This is a genomic window from Klebsiella variicola, assembly GCF_000828055.2.
GTDB lineage: Bacteria > Pseudomonadota > Gammaproteobacteria > Enterobacterales > Enterobacteriaceae > Klebsiella > Klebsiella variicola.
Map to the genome: position 1 here is coordinate 3037704 of NZ_CP010523.2, position 20252 is coordinate 3057955.

Sequence of the window (20252 nt, forward strand, 5' to 3'; positions counted from 1 at the left end):
AGATATGCAGAGAACCGCAGGTGCAGGGAGTGCAATGTGAATGATGCGTGAATTATGCGCACAGCACCGCAGCGCGAGCGGGATCCAGAGCGATAAGCCCGGCAAGCAATGACTCCATTTCTGGCAGCAAGCGATTTTTTTCTGCCTCACTGCGCCCGGCCTTGCCTCTGAGCAGCCGGAGTCGGCGGGCTTTGACCTCAAAGATAAGCTCCGGCTTCCATTGTTCGAGCGTCATTTCCCGGGCGCGGCTGTCGAGTTCCGCCAGCAGATGCAGCGCCATTTCATTTTTTCCGTACTGCTCGCTGACCCGCGCCATCAATAAGCGCATCAGCCACCGATTGCGGCTGGTGGTATAGCCCGGCTGCGCCTGTAACCAGTTCAGCGCCGACTCAATACCTTCATCGTCCGCGCGGGTGAGCACTTCTGGCTCCAGCGACAGCACCTCATCAGCGCTGGTCGCCGCCATTACCGGCTCATCTTGCCATCCGGCCATCTCATCCAGAACACGCTCGTTAAGCCAGTTGAGCGTTACTTCATCGGCGAATGGCGTACCATCGTTAAACGCCAGGGTTTCCAGCCCCGGCAGACGAGCCAGCAGCCCTTTCATATCCCGGCACAGGATATCGGCACGTACACTGTCAGCATCCAGTTTCAGCAGCGCCTGCCAGGCGTACCACTGCACATCCAGCCACAGATGGTTGACGCCTTGCGCCAACAGCGTGTCCGTATGCTCCAGCAGTTCCGACCAGCTTTTCTGTAAATACAACCGCTTAAGATGGGCTTTACTCTCAGGCTTGGGAGGCAATAGCCGTGTCCGGCCGGAGGCATCCAGCGGCGGTAACTCCGTTAACGTATCCCAACGCACACTCTTCATCAGATGATGACCTGCCAGCCATCCGCCGGGACACTCACGCAGATATTTCGCCAACACCTTAGCCTGATCGAGCAAATCACGACCTGACGTGACGGTATGCATTACCGGCGCGGTGTCTGCATGTTGGGGTAGCAGATCGTGTTCTTCGCGGCTGGTCTGCGGCACCAGACTGTGGGCTCCGCCGCTTTGCACCAGGCGATTCTCCAGTATCTGATATAGCCCGGAAAGATCGGGGCGAGATGCTTCAGCCAATCCGGCAAAAGAGGCTTCCGTCAGCAATAACGCCCCGATAATGACCTGCATAGTGGTCATGTCGACTTCCGGATAAAGAGACAGACTGTCCGACATCCGGCGACTGCCAAGCCATTCCAGTGCCGATTTACAGCTACGTTCACGCTGGGGATGGAGCATAGCCCCAAACCGCTCAAGCATTGCCGCCAGCAGCGTAACGCCCTCCGCCAGACCGGTTTCGCCATCCCGCTGCAGACGCGCCCACACGTAAAAGGTGATCACGCGCAGATCCTTGCAGGTCTGAGTCAGCAGTTTTTCTGCCAGCTGGCAAATCAGCTCGGTATCGACACCGGAGATCTTATTGACCTCCTCGCGGATACGCTGAAAATCATCGTCATAGCCCGGATCGCTCCCGGTGGGCTGGGTGTCACTGATTGGCGCAAGCCAGGACTGCCACTGCGCCTGGCGTGACCGGGCCTGCTGGCGCAGTACGCTTTCATCCAACTGACTGGCGGCAACCAAATTTTGTAAAATACTCATAATTCCATCTCATCCATGTCACTATTCCCTACCCCCGTCGTCAGGGCCTGTGCGCTCTCAGCCGCATCGACACTAAAAATCTGATCCGGCAGGGTCAATCCGCGCAGCGCCAGAAGCGCCAGCGGGCCGCTCCCAAGCTGGGAGCGCAATACCCACTGCAGGGTGCGGCCATCCGGAGCGGTGAAGCTCATCATCCACTGGCTGCGTTCGAGTTGCTGGCGTTTACCCTGCTCCAGCCAGCGAATAAAGCCCCAGGTACCGCTGTAGTCACCAAACAGACGCGTGCCCGCATTGACGGTGGTCCAGGTCAGCAGAGTGCCGGGTTTATACGTCTCCCCCGGCCAGCGGAAAGTCTGCCAGTCGGCAATCTGATTGAAATAGCGCAGCTTTTGGCCGTCTATCGTCAGCTGTGTCTCCACAACCTCCGGGGCAGGCCTGGCCTGTAACTCAAAGCTGATCCCCTGGCTGCCGTCGGTAAAAAGAATGTCGGACAGCTGGCTTAGCTGGTTGATGGCGCGCAGAAAGGCCGGATTAAAGACCAGGCCGTGGCTGTTGACCTTATCCGGCACCCACTGACTGCCTTCTTTATGCAGGACACCGTTCAGCTCCGTCGTGAGAAAACGTTCGATCCGCCCGCTGTCCTTGCGCACAAACTCAGCCAGCATCGGCAGCGAGGCGTCACTTTTGCTGGCGGCAAACGGAAAGCGTCCGTCAAAGGCGGTGTGCCAGTTGGCGACCACCGATCGGCGCCATTTGTCATTCAGACTGGCCGCCGACGGCAGAAGCACGGTTTCCCAGGCCTGCGTCAGCGGCTGCACAAACAGAGTATTACCGAAGCCACTCCACTCTTCGCCAAGACTCGCCGAAATCAGGCTGCCATACTGTTGCGTGTCGGTCAGGTCGACGCTTTTCCCCTGGAAGACGGTCTGCGCCAGGGTTTGCATCATCTCCTGCGGATCGGAGGCATTCGCAACCTGCTGCAGGCGCAGGCGCACGCGGGTGATACGTGTCAGATAGGTTTGCAGGCTCAGGGTGCTATCGGCCGACATGACGTTGCTGCCCGTGTTTTTCCCCATCAGCTGGAGCAGTGGGCCGAACGTGTCATCCAGAGGCCCCTGCGGGCCGGTTGCCGACTGGTCGATGACCGGCTTGTCTTTCCCGCCCACCAGGTCTTTGGCCGATTTAATAAGGCTGTCCGACAGCCCCTCCCTTTGTTGCCCCGCCTGCCCCTGCCAGGCAAGGGTATTCATCAGGGCAATCAGCGGCGACTGGCGGACATCGCTTATTAGCGTGAGCTGGTCGGTAACATCGGCGATATTGGTCGTCGGGTTGAGTCGCAGACTGTTGAGAAAATTCAGCCAGCTGCCAGCGAAATCGGTGAAGTAGCGTCGGGTCAGACGCGCTTTCAGCGCCTCCGGCGACAGGTCTGTCGACACCGTTTTGCGCGAATCGCTCAGCACCCAGTCGATTTCCTCCCGGCGCGAGCTGGCTGCCTTATCAATGGCCTGCTGAATGCCGCCTTCCCATGCCTGGCGGGTAAACATCCCCGGGACCACTTCATCGGTGGTAAACAGGCGGCGCGCGTCGGTGTCACTGGTCATGTCTTCCAGCGACACATCGGCAAAATTACGACGCACGGATTTGAGCATGTTCTCATATAAGGTGCTTTCGGCATTGCGGCGACCTAGCTGCTGCAACAGAACCTGACGGCTCTGACTCACCCGTTGCGCATCCGGGATGATCTTCCACTCTGGCCGCTCGGGCAGCAGGGAGAGATAAAAGGCCCACAAATCCGGCGCCAGACTTTGCCACAGACCGGTCGAGATCCCCATTCGCGTCGGCTGGACCGCTTTCATGGTCTGCGCGAAAAATGCGCCATCGGCTTTATCCGGACGAGCCATCATCAGCCAGGCTTTCAGCTGGTCATAGCCCGGTTTCGCCAGCTGGGCTCGTTGGTCGCTATTGGGGGCGGAGTTGACCAGCGCGCTGAGCGCCTGCTGCAACGCGGCATTGGCCGGGTCACGTATCAGGCGATGATTTGCCACACCGTACCAGGGCAGGACGGCGTTTAATAGCTGCTGATGATGGTCCAGACCAAAGCGCCGATACCAGGGAGCGCCCTTCTGCCCATCGTGCACGAGACGGCCGGCCTCATTGCGCAGGGCATGGAGGGCCGTCAGTTGATAGTCAGAAACAGAGGGGTGGGCCACCAGGTCGCGGGCTTTTCCCGCGACTGTAGCAATCTGGCTGTAATTAAGGGCAAAGGAGAGCAGCAGTCCCGCTGCCCACAGGCCGAGGATGGCCAGCAGACCGCACGCCAGGCCCCGCTCCCATGCCATTCCCACGTGATGCCCGCGTAAACGGCGGCAGTCATCGACGATCCCCTGCCAGGTCGCGGGCAGCGTCAGGAGATGAGGCTGGTTCGCAGGCAGGGCATCAGCTTCCTGATACGGATCTACGGTACGAGGCTCTGGCAGGCTAAACATCAGGCCACGCAGCGCAAGCCGCTGCCGCGAGGCGGTCAGCCACGGCGCCAGCTGCCAGCGCCATTGCGCGATCCCCCCGTCGATAAGCCGCTGCCCCAGACGCAGCAGAAAGTCGTGGCGGGTATCTGCTGCGATCTGGCGCATCCCCTGCTCCCGCAGCGTGGGCAACATCTGCGCAAGCTGACGGGCGACATCGTCCTCGGTAGCGCGTAACGGGAAGCTAACGCCTACCGCCTGCACCGCGCGGTCAGCCTGCGGCCACTCACTATCGCACAGTTTCCACAGCCAGACCGGGGCGGCATAGCGCAGCAGTTCGCTGATTTTTTCCAGCCCACGCAGATCGCTCTCGCTTATCTGCGGCGTCAGGGTCAGAGACGACGGCATCACCCGCACAATCCCGTCCAGAGGACGGCCACGGCGCAGCTTGCGCAGCGCGGCGTATTTTTCTTGGTCGGGCTCTGTGATCAGGTTACCGCCGTAAATCAGCACAGTGCGGTTACCTTCAAGCCACTGCTGCTGACGCAGACCAGGCGCCAGTTGTTCGATTGCTGCATCGTCCCCGGTAACCAGCAGCAGGCGGACTTTGCGGCGCCAGCGCAGGCGGTAACGTGCGTGAAGGTGCTTTTTCAGCGGGGCATAAAGGGCTTCGCGCCCGGCGGGCCTGGTGGGTTGCCGCACAGGCGCTGCTGAAGGCTTAACCTTATCTTTTATCAGCAGTCGAAAGGCCATAAACCCCAGTACCAGCAGGCTGAGTGCCATCCCCCAGATAATAAAGCCCGTGGCGATAAGCGGGCGCAGCGTTTCCCACTGCGTGGCACGATCCATCGCCCACAGCCACCATGCCAGCCCGCCCAGGAGCACCAGAAGCGTGACCGCAGCAATACAGACGATAACCGTAGCCGCCACAGAGATAGCGGCAGGTTTATTGACGTTGTCCATCAGGTTTTACAATTCCAATTGCGAGGGTATTCAAGGGATCGCGGGCTAGCCAGCCACACGGTTGTTGGTAGTGCGCGGCGTAGATCGCCGCCAGCGACAGAACGGTCAAGCCTTCCATCTCGCCGATGTCTCCCCAACAGGCATCCTGGCGATATAGGTTAATATCCCAACCGCTATGCGCCAGCGCTTCCAGTCCCGGCTGAAAAAACAGCGCACAGGCTTCCGGGGGGCCGCTCAGTTCGTTCTGCTCCAGCACACGAGCGGCTACAGCAGTCAGGGCCTCCCCTTTTTCTGCGCAATAGGTTTCCCCCCTGGTCAGGTGCACCGGACCGTCCCGTCCGGCGAGCCACAGTACCGCAGACTCTCCGGCGGGTTGCACCGCCCCCGTCCGGGCGACAACCACCTGACATCCGGCGATAAGCACAGTGTCATCGGGGTCAGCTTCCGCCAGAGTGTGTGCTATCTCCGCGAGGCTGGCCTCCCCACGCCAGGCATACGGGCGTGAGGGTAGTGTCATCTGCGCAACAGTGAGGGTCATCTGTGCACGAAACGCCTGCCAGGCGAGCTCCGTTCCCTGCCAGTAGCAACGCAGCGGCGGCGTAAGCGTTCTTTCACTGCGCTGTCGTTGCCATTCCATCACCAGTAGTTCCGCCAGCCGTTTTTCGCGGGCGATAGCCTCAGAAACTGAAAGGTATGGCGCTCGCAGCGCCCTGCCGCCGCCCTCGTTCTCTTCCTCTGGCGGACGCTGGTGACGGCTTAGCACCCGCAGCCAGTCAGTGGTCGTTTTGCCCATGGGCCCCAGCAACAGACCTTCCTGTAACCCGATCGGCTGCCGATGCTCCGCCCACCATTGCTGTTGTTCGTATGCTACCAGTTGGTCATAGAACCTGGCGTTATGCACGCTCATGCGGTAGTACAGCAGCCGGATCAACCAGCCGGTACCCGCCAGCACCAGAGCCAACAGGATCCCGGTGGCGGCCAGGGCGCTTTTTCCTTCTGCCGAGGGAAGTAAAGCGCTGACCCCGCCGCTAAGCAGGACCAGCAGGGCCGAAGCCGATAGCCACCTGGCCGTACCAGGCGGTCGCGCGTCTCCGTACGGGGGATACTCCGGTACCGGCCTCACTGATCAACCCCGCAGTCTGGGTTAGAGCTGACCAGCGTGCAGCCGCAGGCGCAGCGATGACCGTGCAGCGCAACCGGCTGGCCATCAATCGTGGTTCGTGCGCTGCCTTCAGCAATGGTCGTCATACCGTGTTTGTTACACTTGACCGGGTCGCCCTTGCAGGCGAATCCCAGACCAAAACACTGATAATGCCCCATCAGCACCCTGCCCCCATACTCCCGCAGGGTATCGCCTTTGCGAATGACTTTATTCATCGGATCCTCCTTATCCGCGTTCAGACCGTTGTCGTCAGAACGTCCTCCAGCCAGCTGGCCGGCAGCGCGGCTTGCCCCCGCGCCAGCTGCTCTTCCGCTTTCCGCGCCTTTTGCTGTGCGACAACGGTTCCCGGCTCGTGGGTAAATGCCCGCAGCTGCGCCCCTCCGGGCAGCTCCGGCAGCGCTTCCCCGGTTATCTTGTCCAGCACCGCCACCTCCAGCGAGCGCACGGCGCCTGTCGCGGCCAGCCCGGCCAGCTTGCCGGTCAGGCGCTTTTGCCGGAAACTGAGCACGACACCCGCGGTCACGGTCGCAAAACCCACCAGGTCTCCGGCGAGCACCAGCGGCGAGAGCGGTTTACTGCAGCGCTCGCTGAAGTAAATCATCCGGTAGCGGAAGTAGCCGGTCCACATCTCGCGCGTGCCGAGCGCGGCATACATAAACCAGGCGCGTGAATCATGCACCTGATCATCAAACAGCGCCCTCACCAGCCCGGCAGGCTGCTCCGCGTTGCTGGCCTCGCCGGCATCGGGAAAGAGGACGGCCACCCGGGCCTCTCCGTCACGCTTCATGCGCCGGTATTCCTGCGCTTCATCATCGGTATTGAGGACGAAAATCACCGGCTGCAGCACGGTATCCAGCACCAGCTGCGCCAGGTTATCCGGAATACGGTAACCGTCGTGGTAATCCTTTCCGAACTCCTTCGCCGCGTCGAACAGCTGGGTTTGATCCATCTTTGGGTCAAAATCCTTCACGCCCGGCTGCAGAACCAGCTCATCCATCCTGTCAGGAGGCTGGTTTGCTATCTGGTTCTGGCGAGCCCTGAGCACCGCCGCCTGTTTTTCATCACGAACCTCTTCTGCCGCCTTACGCGCGGCAGGCAGCGCGTCGGTATTCGTGGCGCGCTGATAGAAGGGCGTTTTCAGCATCGAGCCTCTGGCATAGCGGTCGATGCGCCAGGCGGTGATCCAGGCCATCTGCTCAGCAATGACGGTTTCCAGACTGCCGCCGGCGGCAGGTGGTTCGTAGTGAGAGGTTGCTTCGGGATTGAACGTTTTCGGCGTGGTTTGACCCAGAGTGAGTTCGCGCCAGGCGTTGAAGCGGTTGACTAGTTTTTCATTAATTCCGTATTGCTCAATAAGTTCAGGATGCATAGCACGCCATGCATCTTTTTTAAGATCGACAGGCAGCGTGTCAACAGGAACTTTCAGAGGGGCCCCAGCCTGGAAGCTGGCAGAGTAAAGATCATTTAAAACTATCTGCGAAAGCAATAGACGGTCATCACTACCATTCGCTTTCCCCTGATCCCCCGGCGGATATCCTCCACCAATATCCGAGTGCATCCCCGGGTAAACCACCTCTCTGGCACAGGGCGGGTATTTGCCGTTTGCCCGCCGCACCGAGTCCAGCGGAAAGCAGAGACGCTGCTCATGCCCGGAGACCAGGTGAACACATTTTTTTATCAGCCCGCCATAGGTTTCATCATCCGGCAGCTCCATCGTGCCGTCTGCCCAGGACATATGCCCGTCGGCAACCGGCACCACATGCGCCACCCCGACGGAGGCCACCGTATCCAGCAGCCCGAGAAACTCCACGCTGACGGGCAGCTGCATCCCGCCTGTCTGCAGGCACTGCGGCGGTTTTTCACCTTCCGCCGCCGGCGGGGGCAGCAGTTCGCTCAGCCAGCGCACAAAGGTGCGCGCCGCTGCCGCGCCGCGGGAAAAACCATAGACATACAGCTTGATGCCTGTCAGTTTCGGCTTGCCCGGCTCAGGCTGAATCAGCATCGGCATCAGTTTCGGGGCAAGACCATTCAGCAAGCGAGTGAACTCTTCATAGCGGTTATGGCTGCCGCCAAACCACAGCCGGTTCCAGCTGGTGCTCATTTCTTTCAGTGAACGACGACTCTCTGCGGTGGTCAGCCATTTTTCGGTGGCACTAAACATCAGCACATCGATTATGCGCAGCAGCGCCCAGTTAATCCGATCCTCCCCCTTAACTGCCCCCACCAGACCCATGGTGGAATAGTCCGGGTCATTCACTTCCGGGAAGGGGGTGCCCACGCCGGGCATATAGAATTTAAAATATTTCCCGTCTCCCCCGCCGTCATCATCAAACAGCTTGCTCTGATCGTCAGACGGCACCCCGCCAGCCGTTCCCGTTCCAATAGTCGCCCGAAACAGCCGGGCGATATTGGTCGGATGTTTCGGCTTCGCGATAAAAAAGTCATGATTTAAGTTATTGCCGGTACCGTCGAAAAACAGACTGATGTGCAGCGTCTTGCAGCACGGCGGCTCCACGCGCCGTCCGGCAGCCAGGCACAGTTCCTGGTGATAGCGCCGCTCGTCGCTGTTCTGCTGATGGCAGTTCTGCCCAACCTGCAGCGCCCGGCCCGGCAGACGTCCCTGCGGCGGAAACGGCGGCGGGACCCAGGCGGCATGAATTTCGGTTATTTCGGACATACGGCAGGCTCCTTCATCCTGACGGGCTCTTTTATCGGATAGTTCGCATTTCTCGGTGACCAGCAGCTGGTGGTCACCTTCACGTCATCGCAGGGTAAAAAGTGCACCGTAATGCCGCACACATCCTGGCCGTTATAGTCGGGCAGCGGAACGGTTTTGCTGTGCTGCCTCTTTTGGGCATCAATCCCTTTTTTCCAGGCAAGGTATTTCGCCTCATCAGCAAACCCCGGGAAACCCGCGGATGAACCCTGCCCGGTTTCCCATTCAACGCGCACCGTCATACCCGGCGTCCAGCGGGCGGGCACGCTGAAGCAGCAGCCGCCTCCGCCCCCCTGAAACGGGCCTATTGAATCGATGCCCGACTGGCCATTGATACTGAAGTGGTTGATTGCCCATTTTGTGTGGTTGATGGCTTTTATTGTTCCACCACCGCCGCCTCCGGCCTGTGCGGCAGGCTGCGCGCAGCCGGTTAACAGCAGCAGACCCGCCAGCAGCGGGCTGATTAATGCAAATTTCATCGGACTCTCCCTGTCGGTTTGAGGGTGATTAAGTGAGGGTGATGCCAGCCTGAATAAACGAAGGCGAGCTACTTCGGACAGACGGCCGGCTCCTTCATCCTGACGGGCTCTTTTATCGGATAGTTCACATTTCTCGGTGACCAGCAGCTGGTAGTCACCTTCACGTCATCGCAGGGTAAAAAGTGCACCGTAATGCCGCACACATCCTGGCCGTTATAGTCGGGCAGCGGGACGGTTTTACTGTGCTGCCTCTTTTGGGCATCAATCCCTTTTTTCCAGGCAAGGTATTTCGCCTCATCAGCAAACCCCGGGAAACCCGCGGATGAACCCTGCCCGGTTTCCCAGTCAACGCGCACCGTCATACCCGGCGTCCAGCGGGCGGGCACGCTGAAGCAGCAGCCGCCTCCGCCCCCCTGAAACGGGCCTATTGAATCGATACCCGACTGGCCATTGATACTGAAGTGGTTAATTGCCCATTTTGTGTGGTTGATGGCGTCAATGGTGCCGCCACCGCCGCCTCCGGCCTGTGCGGCAGGCTGTGCGCAGCCGGTTAACAGCAGCAGACCCGCCAGCAGCGGGCTGATTAATGCAGATTTCATCGGACTCTCCCTGTTCATCGGATCCTCCTTATCCGCGTTCAGACCGTTGTCGTCAGAACGTCCTCCAGCCAGCTGGCCGGCAGCGCGGCTTGCCCCCGCGCCAGTTGCTGTTCCGCTTTCCGCGCCTTTTGCTGTGCGACAACGGTTCCCGGCTCGTGGGTAAATGCCCGCAGCTGCTCCCCTCCGGGCAGCTCCGGCAGCGCTTCCCCGGTTATCTTGTCCAGCACCGCCACCTCCAGCGAGCGCACGGCGCCTGTCGCGGCCAGCCCGGCCAGCTTGCCGGTCAGGCGCTTTTGCCGGAAACTGAGCACGACACCCGCGGTCACGGTCGCAAAACCCACCAGGTCTCCGGCGAGCACCAGCGGCGAGAGCGGTTTACTGCAGCGCTCGCTGAAGTAAATCATCCGGTAGCGGAAGTAACCGGTCCACATCTCGCGCGTGCCGAGCGCGGCATACATAAACCAGGCGCGTGAGTCATGTATCTGGTCATCAAACAGCGCCCTCACCAGCCCGGCAGGCTGTTCCGCGTTGCTGGCCTCCCCGGCATCGGGAAAGAGGACGGCCACCCGGGCTTCTCCGTCACGCTTCATGCGCCGGTATTCCTGCGCTTCATCATCGGTATTGAGAACGAAAATCACCGGCTGCAGCACGGTATCCAGCACCAGCTGCGCCAGGTTATCCGGAATACGGTAACCGTCGTGGTAATCCTTTCCGAACTCCTTCGCCGCGTCGAACAGCTGGGTTTGATCCATCTTTGGGTCAAAATCCTTCACACCCGGCTGCAGAACCAGTTCATCCATCCTGTCAGGAGGCTGGTTTGCTATCTGGTTCTGGCGAGCCCTGAGCACCGCCGCCTGTTTTTCATCACGAATCTCTTCTGCCGCCTTACGCGCGGCAGGCAGCGCTTCGGTATTCGTGGCGCGCTGATAGAAGGGCGTTTTCAGCATCGAGCCTCTGGCATAGCGGTCGATGCGCCAGGCGGTGATCCAGGCCATCTGCTCAGCAATGACGGTTTCCAGACTGCCGCCGGCGGCAGGTGGTTCGTAGTGAGAGGCTGCTTCGGGATCGAACGTTTTCGGCGTGGTTTGGCCCAGAGTGAGTTCGCGCCAGGCGTTGAAGCGGTTGATAAGTTCAGGTGAAACAGCAAACTCCAATTGCATTGTTGGATCCATAGCCCTCCAGTTAGCATTTTTCAAATTTTCTGGGAGCGATGGTTCTGGAACCTTTAATGGAGCACCTGCTTGAAATGCATTGGCATACATGTCATGAAGCGAGATCTGCGATAACAAAAATCGATCAAATTCATCGTTGCCTTTTCCTTGATCCCCCGGCGGATACCCTCCACCGATATCCGAATGCATCCCCGGGTAAACCACCTCTCTGGCACAGGGCGGGTATTTGCCGTTTGCCCGCCGCACCGAGTCCAGCGGAAAGCAGAGACGCTGCTCATGCCCGGAGACCAGGTGAACACATTTTTTTATCAGCCCGCCATAGGTTTCATCATCCGGAAGCTCCATCGTGCCGTCTGCCCAGGACATATGCCCGTCGGCAACCGGCACCACATGCGCCACCCCGACGGAGGCCACCGTATCCAGCAGCCCGAGAAACTCCACGCTGACGGGCAGCTGCATCCCGCCTGTCTGCAGGCACTGCGGCGGTTTTTCACCTTCCGCCGCCGGCGGGGGCAGCAGTTCGCTCAGCCAGCGCACAAAGGTGCGCGCCGCTGCCGCGCCGCGGGAAAAACCATAGACATACAGATTGATGCCTGTCAGTTTCGGCTTGCCCGGCTCAGGCTGAATAATCAGGGGCTTCAAATCAGAGGCCAAATCATTCAGCAAACGAGTGAACTCTTCATAGCGGTTGTGGCTGCCGCCAAACCACAGCCGGTTCCAGCTGGTACCCATTTTTTTGAGGGATTCACGGCTGGCTCCTTCGGACAGCTTTATGCTGTTGTTTTCCTTGTCCTTACTCAGGCGCATTAGCACATCAATAATCCGCAGCAGCGCCCAGTTAATCCGCTCCTCACCCTTAACTGCCCCCACCAGACCCATGGTGGAATAGTCCGGGTCATTCACTTCCGGGAACGGGGTGCCCACACCGGGAATATAAAACTTGAAGTATTTTCCGCCACTGTCTTTTACCCCATCCAGCGGCATCTTTTTGGTATCAGTGACGCCGCCGGCGGTGCCGTCGCCAATGGTGGCACGAAACAAACGCGCGATATTGGTCGGGTGCTTCGGGTTCGCGATAAAAAAGTCATGATTTAAGTTATTGCCGGTACCGTCGAAAAACAGGCTGATGTGCAGTGTCTTGCAGCACGGCGGCTCCACGCGCCGTCCGGCAGCCAGGCACAGTTCCTGGTGATAGCGCCGCTCGTCGCTGTTCTGCTGATGGCAGTTCTGCCCAACCTGCAGCGCCCGGCCCGGCAGACGTCCCTGCGGCGGAAACGGCGGCGGGACCCAGGCGGCATGGGTTTCGGTTATTTCGGACATACGGCGGGCTCCTTCATCCTGACGGGCTCTTTTATCGGGTACGAAAGACTGCCGTAGGTGTAACAGCTGGTGGTCACCTTCACGTCATCGCAGGGTAAAAAGTGCACCGTAATGCCGCACACATCCTGGCCGTTATAGTCGGGCAGCGGGACAGTTTTGCTGTGCTGCCGATGACTGGCTTTTATTTTCTTTTCCCATTCAAGATATTTATTCCAGTTTTCATATCCCGGGAAATCATCAGTTGAAGCTTCCCCACTTTCCCAGTCAATGCGTACCGTCATACCCGGCGTCCAGCGGGCGGGCACGCTGAAGCAGCAGCCGCCACCGCCACCCTGAAACGGGCCTATAATGTCGATCCCCGACTGGCCGTTGACACTGAAGTGGTTTATTGCCCATTTTGTGTGGTTGATGGCATCAATGGTGCCGCCGCCGGCCCGGGCGGCTGGCTGTGCGCAGCCAGTTAACAGCAGCAGACCCGCCAGCAGCGGGCTGATTAATGCAGACTTCATCGGACTCTCCCTGTCGGTTTGAGGGTGATTAAGTGAGGGTGATGCCATCCTGGGGAAACGGAGGCGAGCTACTCCGGACATACGGCGAGCTCCTTCATCCTGACAGGCTCTTTTATCGGGTACGACGGACTGCCGTAGGTGTAACAGCTGGTGGTCACCTTCACGTCATCGCAGGGTAAAAAGTGCACTGTAATGCCGCACACATCCTGGCCGTTATAGTCGGGCAGCGGAACGGTTTGGCTGTGCTGGCGTTTTTGGGCATCAATGTCTGCTATCCAGGCTTTATATTTAGCCCTGTCGGCAAACCCCGGGAAACCCGCGGATGAACCCTGCCCGGTTTCCCAGTCAACGCGCACCGTCATACCCGGCGTCCAGCGGGCGGGCACGCTGAAGCAGCAGCCGCCCCCGCCCCCCTGGAACGGGCCTATTGAATCGATGCCCGACTGGCCGTTGATACTGAAGTGGTTGATCGCCCATTTTGTGTGGTTGATGGCTTTTATTGTTCCGCCACCACCGCCTCCAGCCTGTGCGGCAGGCTGTGCGCAGCCGGTTAACAGCAGCAGACCCGCCAGCAGCGGGCTGATTAATGCAGATTTCATCGGACTCTCCCTGTCGGTTTGAGGGTAATGAAGAGAGGGGTGTACTCAGCCAGACCAGGCTTTTCATTCTGAAGGTCTCTCACTGGTTTTTACGTCCGCAAACCACTTCTTCATTACCCAGTCTTCACGAGCGTCATCCAGAAGAAGACCCTGGCGTGTCGCCTCCACCATGCCCTGGTAACAGGCCGAAAACAGTGACTGTCTTGAGTCAAACATGCCCGCAGGCGGAGCACAGTGCGACAACATGACGATGACATCGCTGATACACATCAGATGCTCAAGCTGGCGATCGCTGAGTTCTATTTTGGGCGCATTTTCATCGCGTTCCGGCGGGAGACCACTGCCTTTGATGCCTTTCGCCTGGCCGTCAAAATCCTGCCACGCCCAGAACAGGGCCGGACGCATCAATGGCTCTTGCTGCTCTTCACTGAGAATGTGTGTAAACAACAGCGGAAATACCCGGGTATCGTAAAAGCGTAAAATTCCGCTGCGCCCTTCCTGCAGAATATCCATACACTGCGTGAGCCAGTTCGCCAGCGCCGAAAAGGGCCAGTATGTGCAGAACAGGAGCAGCGGCGCCTGGATGGCAAGTTGCTGGCTGATATCCTGTAACCAGCGCATTTGCTCATGATCATCAAGCGTAAAGCGCGCCACCAGCGGAGCATCATCGACAATAAATGCTTCCGGAAGTCCATGAAAAAGCGACTGCCACTCAACTGACAGCGAATTCAGCGCCGGAATAACGGAAAAATCCACCCCCGCCTGATCGATAATGACATGCAGATAATCCGTTTCGAAAGCCCGACAGGTTCCGGCGACCTCTTCAATCCATTGTCTGGTCATCTATGCCTCCCGCGGCACGAAGCCCTGCGCCAGCGCCTGGGCTTTTTTAAGGCACTCTTTACACACCGATGCCGGTAGCTCAGGCAAGGGAAACGCCTCGCTGACCGGCCCCTGCAAATCATGCTGTCCCTTAAGGCTAATCACCCCCGGTCCGTGGATCTGTACCTCTCCCTGCGGGGTAAGACGGATATATGCGCCGCCGCAACCCAGGGTGATGCCATTTTTAGCCGTCAACTGCAGATGCCCCTGGGTTGACTGGACGGTGATATCTTTTAGCGCGGTCAGCGACAGAATCTCGCCGTGCGACTCTACTTCCAGCGGACCTTTGGCGGAGACCAGCCTCATCCCCTCCTGTTGCGCCAGCAGTGAAATAGCCTGGCTGGCATTCAGAGAACAGCGCTGTGCCGTGGTGATGTTGACCTCCCCCAGGCTCTGCAGATACAGCCCGTTACCGCTGTGCAGGAGGGTTGTTTCCGGCGTGACTGCGGCAATCCCCTGCGGGGCCGACATCAGCAATGTCGGCTGTTTAAGATCGCTGGTGCCTGTGGTCAGTGCGCTTAATGGGCCGGTGTCTGGGATAACATTATGATGGGTTTGCGTAATGCTTCCCCATTCCGTGACCTGATTCACCGCACCTTTCAGCAAACTGACCGCCGTCTCCATCGCCAGCACCTGCCCCTGAGCCTGCGCCTGCCCGTCAGCGCTGATAAATATCCCTTTCTGTGCCCGGATAGCTCCCCAGCTGTCGGTTCTTAGCTCAAAACCGTCCCCGCGCTGCTGCTTTTCAGCATCCACGAGATGGCCGAGGTTCAGCTGGCTCTTGCCGCCATACTCCGTCGACACCTTGATATGTTCTTTCCCGCGCTCATCGTCGAGGCGGATTTTGTTGTTGGCCGGGGTGCGCAGGACGTTACGTTTGTCATTGCGGATGGTGACGTGGTCGCCGTGCGCCGAGTCGTGGAGGACGCCCGCGATATACGGCCGGTCAGGGTTACCATCCTCAAAGCCAATCGCCACCTCCGTCCCCGCCAGCAGCGGCAGGTGCAGACCGTAGGTGTCTCCGGCATACGGCCGCGACTGGCGGACCCACAGGCTCTCGAACCCGGTTTCCCAGCGCGCCCGGTCAAACAGCATATTCACCCGGTAGCGCCCGTGTTTGTCGATATGCCCGTAGGTGTCGTTTTCCCGGGTGCTGGTCACGCGGGCCGGCAGCGTCCCGGCCATCACCGGACGCGCGCCGGGCTCAGGCCGGTAGCCGACGTCCGGGCTGTCCGGTATGCCGGCAAACTCCACCGCAAAGTCGGCATCGCGCCGGGCGTGGCTGTGCATCGCCGTGACGAGCACGCCATCAGCAAACTCCCCGGCCACCTCCTCTCCGCCGGTGACCTTCAGCACCTGTCCCGGGCAGAGCGTCGGGCAGCTGGTGGTGGCCTGCATCCGGGTCTGGCCGTTCAGATAACGCTCATGCCGAAGCCGGGCGTAAAACGCCCCGGACTCCGGCGCCGGATGGCGGTCATGGACATTCCCCGCGGTCAGGTAGTTATCTCCCCAGTGGTAAGCCTCACCAAAGGTGGTGGTCTCCCCGCGGGTGACATCCACCTGCGCGTTCATGTCCGCCGTCGCCTCGCGGTAGTTGTAGTCGCGGGTACTGACCTGCTGCTCCACAACGCGGTGGCCACATGCCATCTCCCACACCGCGTCCACCCCGGCCGACTGCTGCCCTGACGGCGGGACCGAAGGCAACGTCAGCCCCTTCTCATAGCCCTGCTGACTGTCGCAGAACTCAGCGACGTCGATGTGCAGCCGCGTGTCGGCGGTAAAGCGAAACCAGATCCCCACCTCACCCAGCAGCCGGGTGATAAAGCGCAGGTCATCCTCGCCGTACTGCATCACCTGCTCGCGGCGCGGATACGTTTTTGTCAGCGAGAACAGAAAATCCTGACCGCGCAGGCCGTGGCGCTCGCGGAGGATTTTTTCCACAATCTGCGGAACGGACTGGTCCTGGTAAATGGCGTTCTGGTGCGAGCGGTTAAGCAGCGCCAGGCGCGGCTGAAGCGTCAGCGCGTAGTGCGTTTCATCCCTGGAGGTACTGAGCCGTTCAAACCCCGTCACCACGCCCTGGATCACCCGCACGGGTTGCTGAACATTGATGCCGAAGCCCTGAGCCACCGGCGCCTGCAGCGTCAGGGAGGCTGCCTTCATCAGCATCATCTCTTTGCTGATGGCATGGTCTGCGCTGGTGAATTCGATACGGTAGCGGAACGGCTGGCTCAGGGCTTCATCGCCCTCGAAGGCCAGCACATCAAGCCCGGCTTCACATCCCTTCACCGAAAGCAGGTGGTGGTTATGGCTGAACAACAACGATTTCACGCTACTCATCGGATATTGTCCCCTCGTCAAACGCCATCATGACGCCTTCCTCTTCGTGATACCCCAGCGTCACCTGGCGCGGTTTCTGCCCCGCCGCCATATGGCTCAATAGCTGCTGACTCAGTGCCGGCAGGATCTGCTGATTGAGCAGACTGTCGACGTTACGGGCGCCGGTATCCGGCAGCAGGCTGGCCTCGGTCAGCGCGTCGAACAGGCTCTCGCTGAGGGTGGTGGTGATTCCGTAATGGCAAGCCAGACGCTGACTTACCTGCCCGAGCTTCATGCCGACAATGGCGCGCAGCGCTCCCGCCGGCAGCGGACGGTAAATCACCGTCTGGAAGCGGGCCAGCAGCGCCGGCTGGAAGTGGCCGCGCAGCACCGGGCGCAGCAGCTCGTGCAGGTCTGATTCGCTGGCCTGCGGCTGTTCATCCAGCAGCTGCATCAGGAGGTCGCTACCGAGGTTTGCGGTCATCAGGATCACGGTGTTGCGAAAGTCGATTTCACGCCCCTCGCCGTCGCGCATTACCCCCCGGTCGAAGACCTGGTAGAACAGGTTCATCACATCGCGATGGGCCTTTTCCACCTCATCGAGCAGCACCACGCTGTAGGGGCGTTTGCGCACCGCCTCGGTCAGGATCCCGCCCTGGCCGTAGCCGACGTAGCCGGGCGGAGAACCCTTCAGCTGGCTGACGGTGTGCGGCTCCTGGTACTCGGAGAGATTGATGGTCATCAGCGCTTTCTCGCCGCCGAACAGCGCATCGGCGAGGGCGAGCGCCGTTTCCGTTTTGCCGGTGCCGCTCGGCCCGACCAGCAGGAACACCCCTTGCGGACCGTTCTCCGGCGTCAGGCCGGTTTTCGCGGCGCGCAGGCGCCGGGCAATAGCGCTCAGGGCCGCCTCCTGGCCAACCACCCGTTTGCCGAGACTCTCTTCCAGACTCAGCAGCTCCGTCTGCTCATCTTTCATTAGCGAGGAGAGCGGCACGCCGGTCCAGTCGGCAATCACCGTCGCCACGGTGCGGACGTCGACGTCCAGCCCGAGCAGCGGATTGCCCTGCTGGACGGCAATAAGCGCGTTTTGCAGGTCGCTAATTTCCGCCTGGCGGGAGATATCGCGGCGACAGGCCAGCAGCGCCTCCGTCAGCTGCAGCTCCTGACCATACTGAGTTTCAAGGGTATCCAGCGCCAGAATAAGGCGGATCTCCTCCTGCTCAATGGCCGCCAGCCGTTCGCCGCGGGCGCTGTTGCCCAGCGCAATATCTTCCAGCAGCGCCTGTTTCTCCATCGCCAGCGCGGTGAGCTGTGCCTTCATGCGGGTCAGCGGCTCAGGCACGGTATCGAGACTCATACGCAGGCGGGCGGAAGCGGTGTCGAGTAAATCCACTGCCTTGTCCGGCAGCTGGCGGCCGGTGAGATAGCGTCGTGACAGCGTCACGGCGGCGCGCACCGCATCATCCGTGATATGCACGCCGTGGTGGTCGGCATAGCGGGACTTCAGGCCGCGCAGCATCAGGCAGGCGGTGTCGTCGTCCGGCTCATCCACCTTGACCATCTGAAAGCGGCGCTCCAGCGCGGCGTCGCGCTCGAAGTACTGCTTGTATTCACTCCAGGTGGTGGCGGCGATGGTCCGCAGCTCGCCCCGGGCCAGCGCCGGCTTCAGCAGGTTGGCGGCATCCGCGCCGCCCGCCTGATTACCCGCGCCGATGATCGTGTGCGCCTCGTCGATAAACAGCAGCACCGGCGAAGGCGACTGCTGTACCGCCTCAATGATATTTTTCAGCCGCTGCTCGAACTCGCCTTTGACCCCGGCGCCGGCCTGCAGCAGACCGAGGTCGAGGGTGCGCACCGACACCGGCTTCAGCGCGTCGGGGACGTTGCCTTCGGCAATGCGCAGCGCCAGGCCTTCCACCAGCGCGGTCTTGCCCACGCCCGGCTCACCGACGAGGATCGGGTTGTTTTTACGCCGACGGGAGAGAATATCCACCATCTGGCGGATTTCCGTGTCGCGTCCGAACACCGGGTCAATCTGGCCATCTCTGGCTTTGGCGGTGACGTCGAGAGTGAATTTGTCCAGCGCGTTCTGCAGCGCCGGGTTGAGCCCATCCGCATTCAGTTCGCTGCCCGCAGGACGCCCCACAAATTCCACGTCCCCGCCATGGCGCTGCGCCAGCGCCGCTTCCTGCTGCGCTGGCGGACGTTCGTCAGACAGGGCATCCAGCAAGGGGCGCAGGCGTTCCAGCTGACGCTGGCCCAGCGTTAACAGCGGCCACAGGCCATCGCACTGGATCAGATTCTGTTTTTCAACCAGCGCCATCAGCAGGTGAACACTGCGGATCTGCGCTTCGCCGCTGAGCGAGGCAATCAGCCAGGCCTCCTGCATCAGCCTCAGGGTATGGTCAGAGAGCTGGGGACGATGACGTACCGAGCGCGGCTGTTTATCCAGCCAGCTCAGCAGATCCTGCCACAGCGCATCCATATCCCATTCATAACGCCGCGCCAGCACCGTCAGATCGCCTTCCCCCTGTTCCAGCAGTTTAAGCAGCCAGTGCTCGGGCAGGATCTCGGCATGCGCCCGGGTCTGGCACAGGGAGGCCGCCCCCTCCATTGCGCGGGCACAGCAGGGATTAAGACGGCGTAACAGGCTGGCTGGATTTTCCATGAGATCCTCTCTTATTGGTTCCGGACACGCTACCGCCCGTCGCTGTTCCCGAACAGGAACCCACAGCGCACAGGGTCAGGCAGGCAGATTGTGTTTTTCTTTGCTGAGAACCCGTATCTCAGGCGCTCAGCAAAAAACGGCGGGCAGAGAAACGCTGCCCGCATCAGGCGATCGCCCGCAATAAACCCCGGTCGCAGCGATAACGATGCGGCCGGGATGAGCGAACGTCGCCTGCGCGCCAGCGGCGCGAAATATGACGGGCAATTACGCTGTGGCGCGTTCGTTCCAGCTATCGGAGTGAATGATGTTGCCGTCTTTATAGGTCCAGGTGATCTTCTCGTAGCGCAGCTCAATCTGTTCCAGATGGTTGTGCTTCTCGTAGGCAGGGTTTTTGATGTCGTGCATCAGGGGATTCACTTTCACCACCTTGACGTTCTCAAGTTTGGTATTGAAATACTCCACTTCCTGGCCGGCATCGTTGATTCTGTACCACTTGAACTCAGCGGATTTCAGGGTCTGGCCGGTGGTCACTGCCTTGTACAGGTACGGGCTGGAGGAGTCGATCTCCTTGGTGAACAGGAACGGCGTATGGATACGCGTGCCGGTCAGTTTGCCGGTGTTGTTATCGGTCGGGATGTACAGGTTGTGCTCCTGAGCCACCACTTCGATACTGCCTTCACGATCCTGAACGTCGACAGACCCTTTAATGTCCGCGCCGCCGTCGTCTTTCAGCCAAAGATAAACAGGAATTGCCATG

The 20252-nt window shown here is 60.1% G+C and carries 14 protein-coding genes; all 14 read right to left on the reverse strand.

The window, feature by feature from the left end:
- Nucleotides 1–52: 52 nt before the first annotated feature.
- Nucleotides 53–1645, reverse strand: a complete 1593-nt coding sequence (gene tssA / locus SP68_RS14320; protein ID WP_040968430.1) for a type VI secretion system protein TssA — start codon at nt 1643–1645, stop codon at nt 53–55.
- Nucleotides 1642–5070, reverse strand: coding sequence for an ImcF-related family protein (locus SP68_RS14325; RefSeq protein WP_032730174.1), 3429 nt, complete (start codon nt 5068–5070; stop codon nt 1642–1644). Before SP68_RS14325 ends, tssA begins: the two co-directional genes overlap by 4 nt.
- Entirely contained in the window at nt 5054–6193 is a 1140-nt protein-coding gene (locus SP68_RS14330; RefSeq protein ID WP_012968402.1) for a hypothetical protein, read from the reverse strand. The genes SP68_RS14325 and SP68_RS14330 overlap by 17 nt, the downstream gene beginning before the upstream one ends.
- On the reverse strand, nt 6190–6447 hold the full coding sequence (locus SP68_RS14335) for a PAAR domain-containing protein (RefSeq protein WP_002902252.1): 258 nt from the start codon (nt 6445–6447) through the stop codon (nt 6190–6192). The genes SP68_RS14330 and SP68_RS14335 overlap by 4 nt, the downstream gene beginning before the upstream one ends.
- A gap of 20 nt (nt 6448–6467) precedes the next feature.
- On the reverse strand, nt 6468–8909 hold the full coding sequence (locus SP68_RS28725) for a T6SS phospholipase effector Tle1-like catalytic domain-containing protein (RefSeq protein WP_040968429.1): 2442 nt from the start codon (nt 8907–8909) through the stop codon (nt 6468–6470).
- Nucleotides 8897–9427 (reverse strand): T6SS immunity phospholipase A1-binding lipoprotein Tli1-KP, encoded by a 531-nt coding sequence (gene tli1 / locus SP68_RS14345; RefSeq protein WP_040968428.1) that lies wholly within the window; start codon nt 9425–9427, stop codon nt 8897–8899. The genes SP68_RS28725 and tli1 (SP68_RS14345) overlap by 13 nt, the downstream gene beginning before the upstream one ends.
- Before the next feature lie 68 nt (nt 9428–9495).
- Nucleotides 9496–10026: a T6SS immunity phospholipase A1-binding lipoprotein Tli1-KP gene (gene tli1 / locus SP68_RS14350; RefSeq protein WP_040968427.1), complete on the reverse strand. Its 531-nt coding sequence runs from the start codon at nt 10024–10026 to the stop codon at nt 9496–9498.
- A 38-nt stretch (nt 10027–10064) separates the two neighbouring features.
- Nucleotides 10065–12518, reverse strand: coding sequence for a T6SS phospholipase effector Tle1-like catalytic domain-containing protein (locus SP68_RS28730; protein ID WP_040968426.1), 2454 nt, complete (start codon nt 12516–12518; stop codon nt 10065–10067).
- Nucleotides 12506–13027: a T6SS immunity phospholipase A1-binding lipoprotein Tli1-KP gene (tli1, locus tag SP68_RS14360; protein ID WP_012968404.1), complete on the reverse strand. Its 522-nt coding sequence runs from the start codon at nt 13025–13027 to the stop codon at nt 12506–12508. The genes SP68_RS28730 and tli1 (SP68_RS14360) overlap by 13 nt, the downstream gene beginning before the upstream one ends.
- A gap of 68 nt (nt 13028–13095) precedes the next feature.
- Nucleotides 13096–13626 (reverse strand): T6SS immunity phospholipase A1-binding lipoprotein Tli1-KP, encoded by a 531-nt coding sequence (gene tli1 / locus SP68_RS14365; protein WP_040968425.1) that lies wholly within the window; start codon nt 13624–13626, stop codon nt 13096–13098.
- 63 nt (nt 13627–13689) lie between these two features.
- Nucleotides 13690–14469 (reverse strand): DUF4123 domain-containing protein, encoded by a 780-nt coding sequence (locus SP68_RS14370; RefSeq protein WP_012541978.1) that lies wholly within the window; start codon nt 14467–14469, stop codon nt 13690–13692.
- Nucleotides 14470–16839, reverse strand: coding sequence for a type VI secretion system Vgr family protein (locus SP68_RS14375; RefSeq protein ID WP_162499980.1), 2370 nt, complete (start codon nt 16837–16839; stop codon nt 14470–14472).
- 1 nt (nt 16840) lies between these two features.
- Complete coding sequence (tssH, locus tag SP68_RS14380) at nt 16841–19495, reverse strand: type VI secretion system ATPase TssH (RefSeq protein ID WP_040968423.1); 2655 nt, start codon at nt 19493–19495, stop codon at nt 16841–16843.
- Nucleotides 19496–19759: 264 nt separating this feature from the next.
- Nucleotides 19760–20251 carry a type VI secretion system effector Hcp gene (gene hcp / locus SP68_RS14385; protein WP_002902160.1) on the reverse strand — a complete coding sequence of 164 codons (492 nt, stop codon included), beginning with the start codon at nt 20249–20251 and terminating at the stop codon, nt 19760–19762.
- Nucleotide 20252 lies beyond the last annotated feature (1 nt).

Bases quoted from the DNA above. Each gene is read 5' to 3' on its own strand.
- tssA (WP_040968430.1), bottom strand. From the start codon at position 1,645: ATGAGTATTTTACAAAATTTGGTTGCCGCCAGTCAGTTGGATGAAAGC.
- SP68_RS14325 (WP_032730174.1), bottom strand. From the start codon at position 5,070: ATGGACAACGTCAATAAACCTGCCGCTATCTCTGTGGCGGCTACGGTT.
- SP68_RS14335 (WP_002902252.1), bottom strand. From the start codon at position 6,447: ATGAATAAAGTCATTCGCAAAGGCGATACCCTGCGGGAGTATGGGGGC.
- SP68_RS28725 (WP_040968429.1), bottom strand. From the start codon at position 8,909: ATGTCCGAAATAACCGAAATTCATGCCGCCTGGGTCCCGCCGCCGTTT.
- tli1 (WP_040968428.1), bottom strand. From the start codon at position 9,427: ATGAAATTTGCATTAATCAGCCCGCTGCTGGCGGGTCTGCTGCTGTTA.
- tli1 (WP_040968427.1), bottom strand. From the start codon at position 10,026: ATGAAATCTGCATTAATCAGCCCGCTGCTGGCGGGTCTGCTGCTGTTA.
- SP68_RS28730 (WP_040968426.1), bottom strand. From the start codon at position 12,518: ATGTCCGAAATAACCGAAACCCATGCCGCCTGGGTCCCGCCGCCGTTT.
- tli1 (WP_012968404.1), bottom strand. From the start codon at position 13,027: ATGAAGTCTGCATTAATCAGCCCGCTGCTGGCGGGTCTGCTGCTGTTA.
- tli1 (WP_040968425.1), bottom strand. From the start codon at position 13,626: ATGAAATCTGCATTAATCAGCCCGCTGCTGGCGGGTCTGCTGCTGTTA.
- SP68_RS14370 (WP_012541978.1), bottom strand. From the start codon at position 14,469: ATGACCAGACAATGGATTGAAGAGGTCGCCGGAACCTGTCGGGCTTTC.
- tssH (WP_040968423.1), bottom strand. From the start codon at position 19,495: ATGGAAAATCCAGCCAGCCTGTTACGCCGTCTTAATCCCTGCTGTGCC.
- hcp (WP_002902160.1), bottom strand. From the start codon at position 20,251: ATGGCAATTCCTGTTTATCTTTGGCTGAAAGACGACGGCGGCGCGGAC.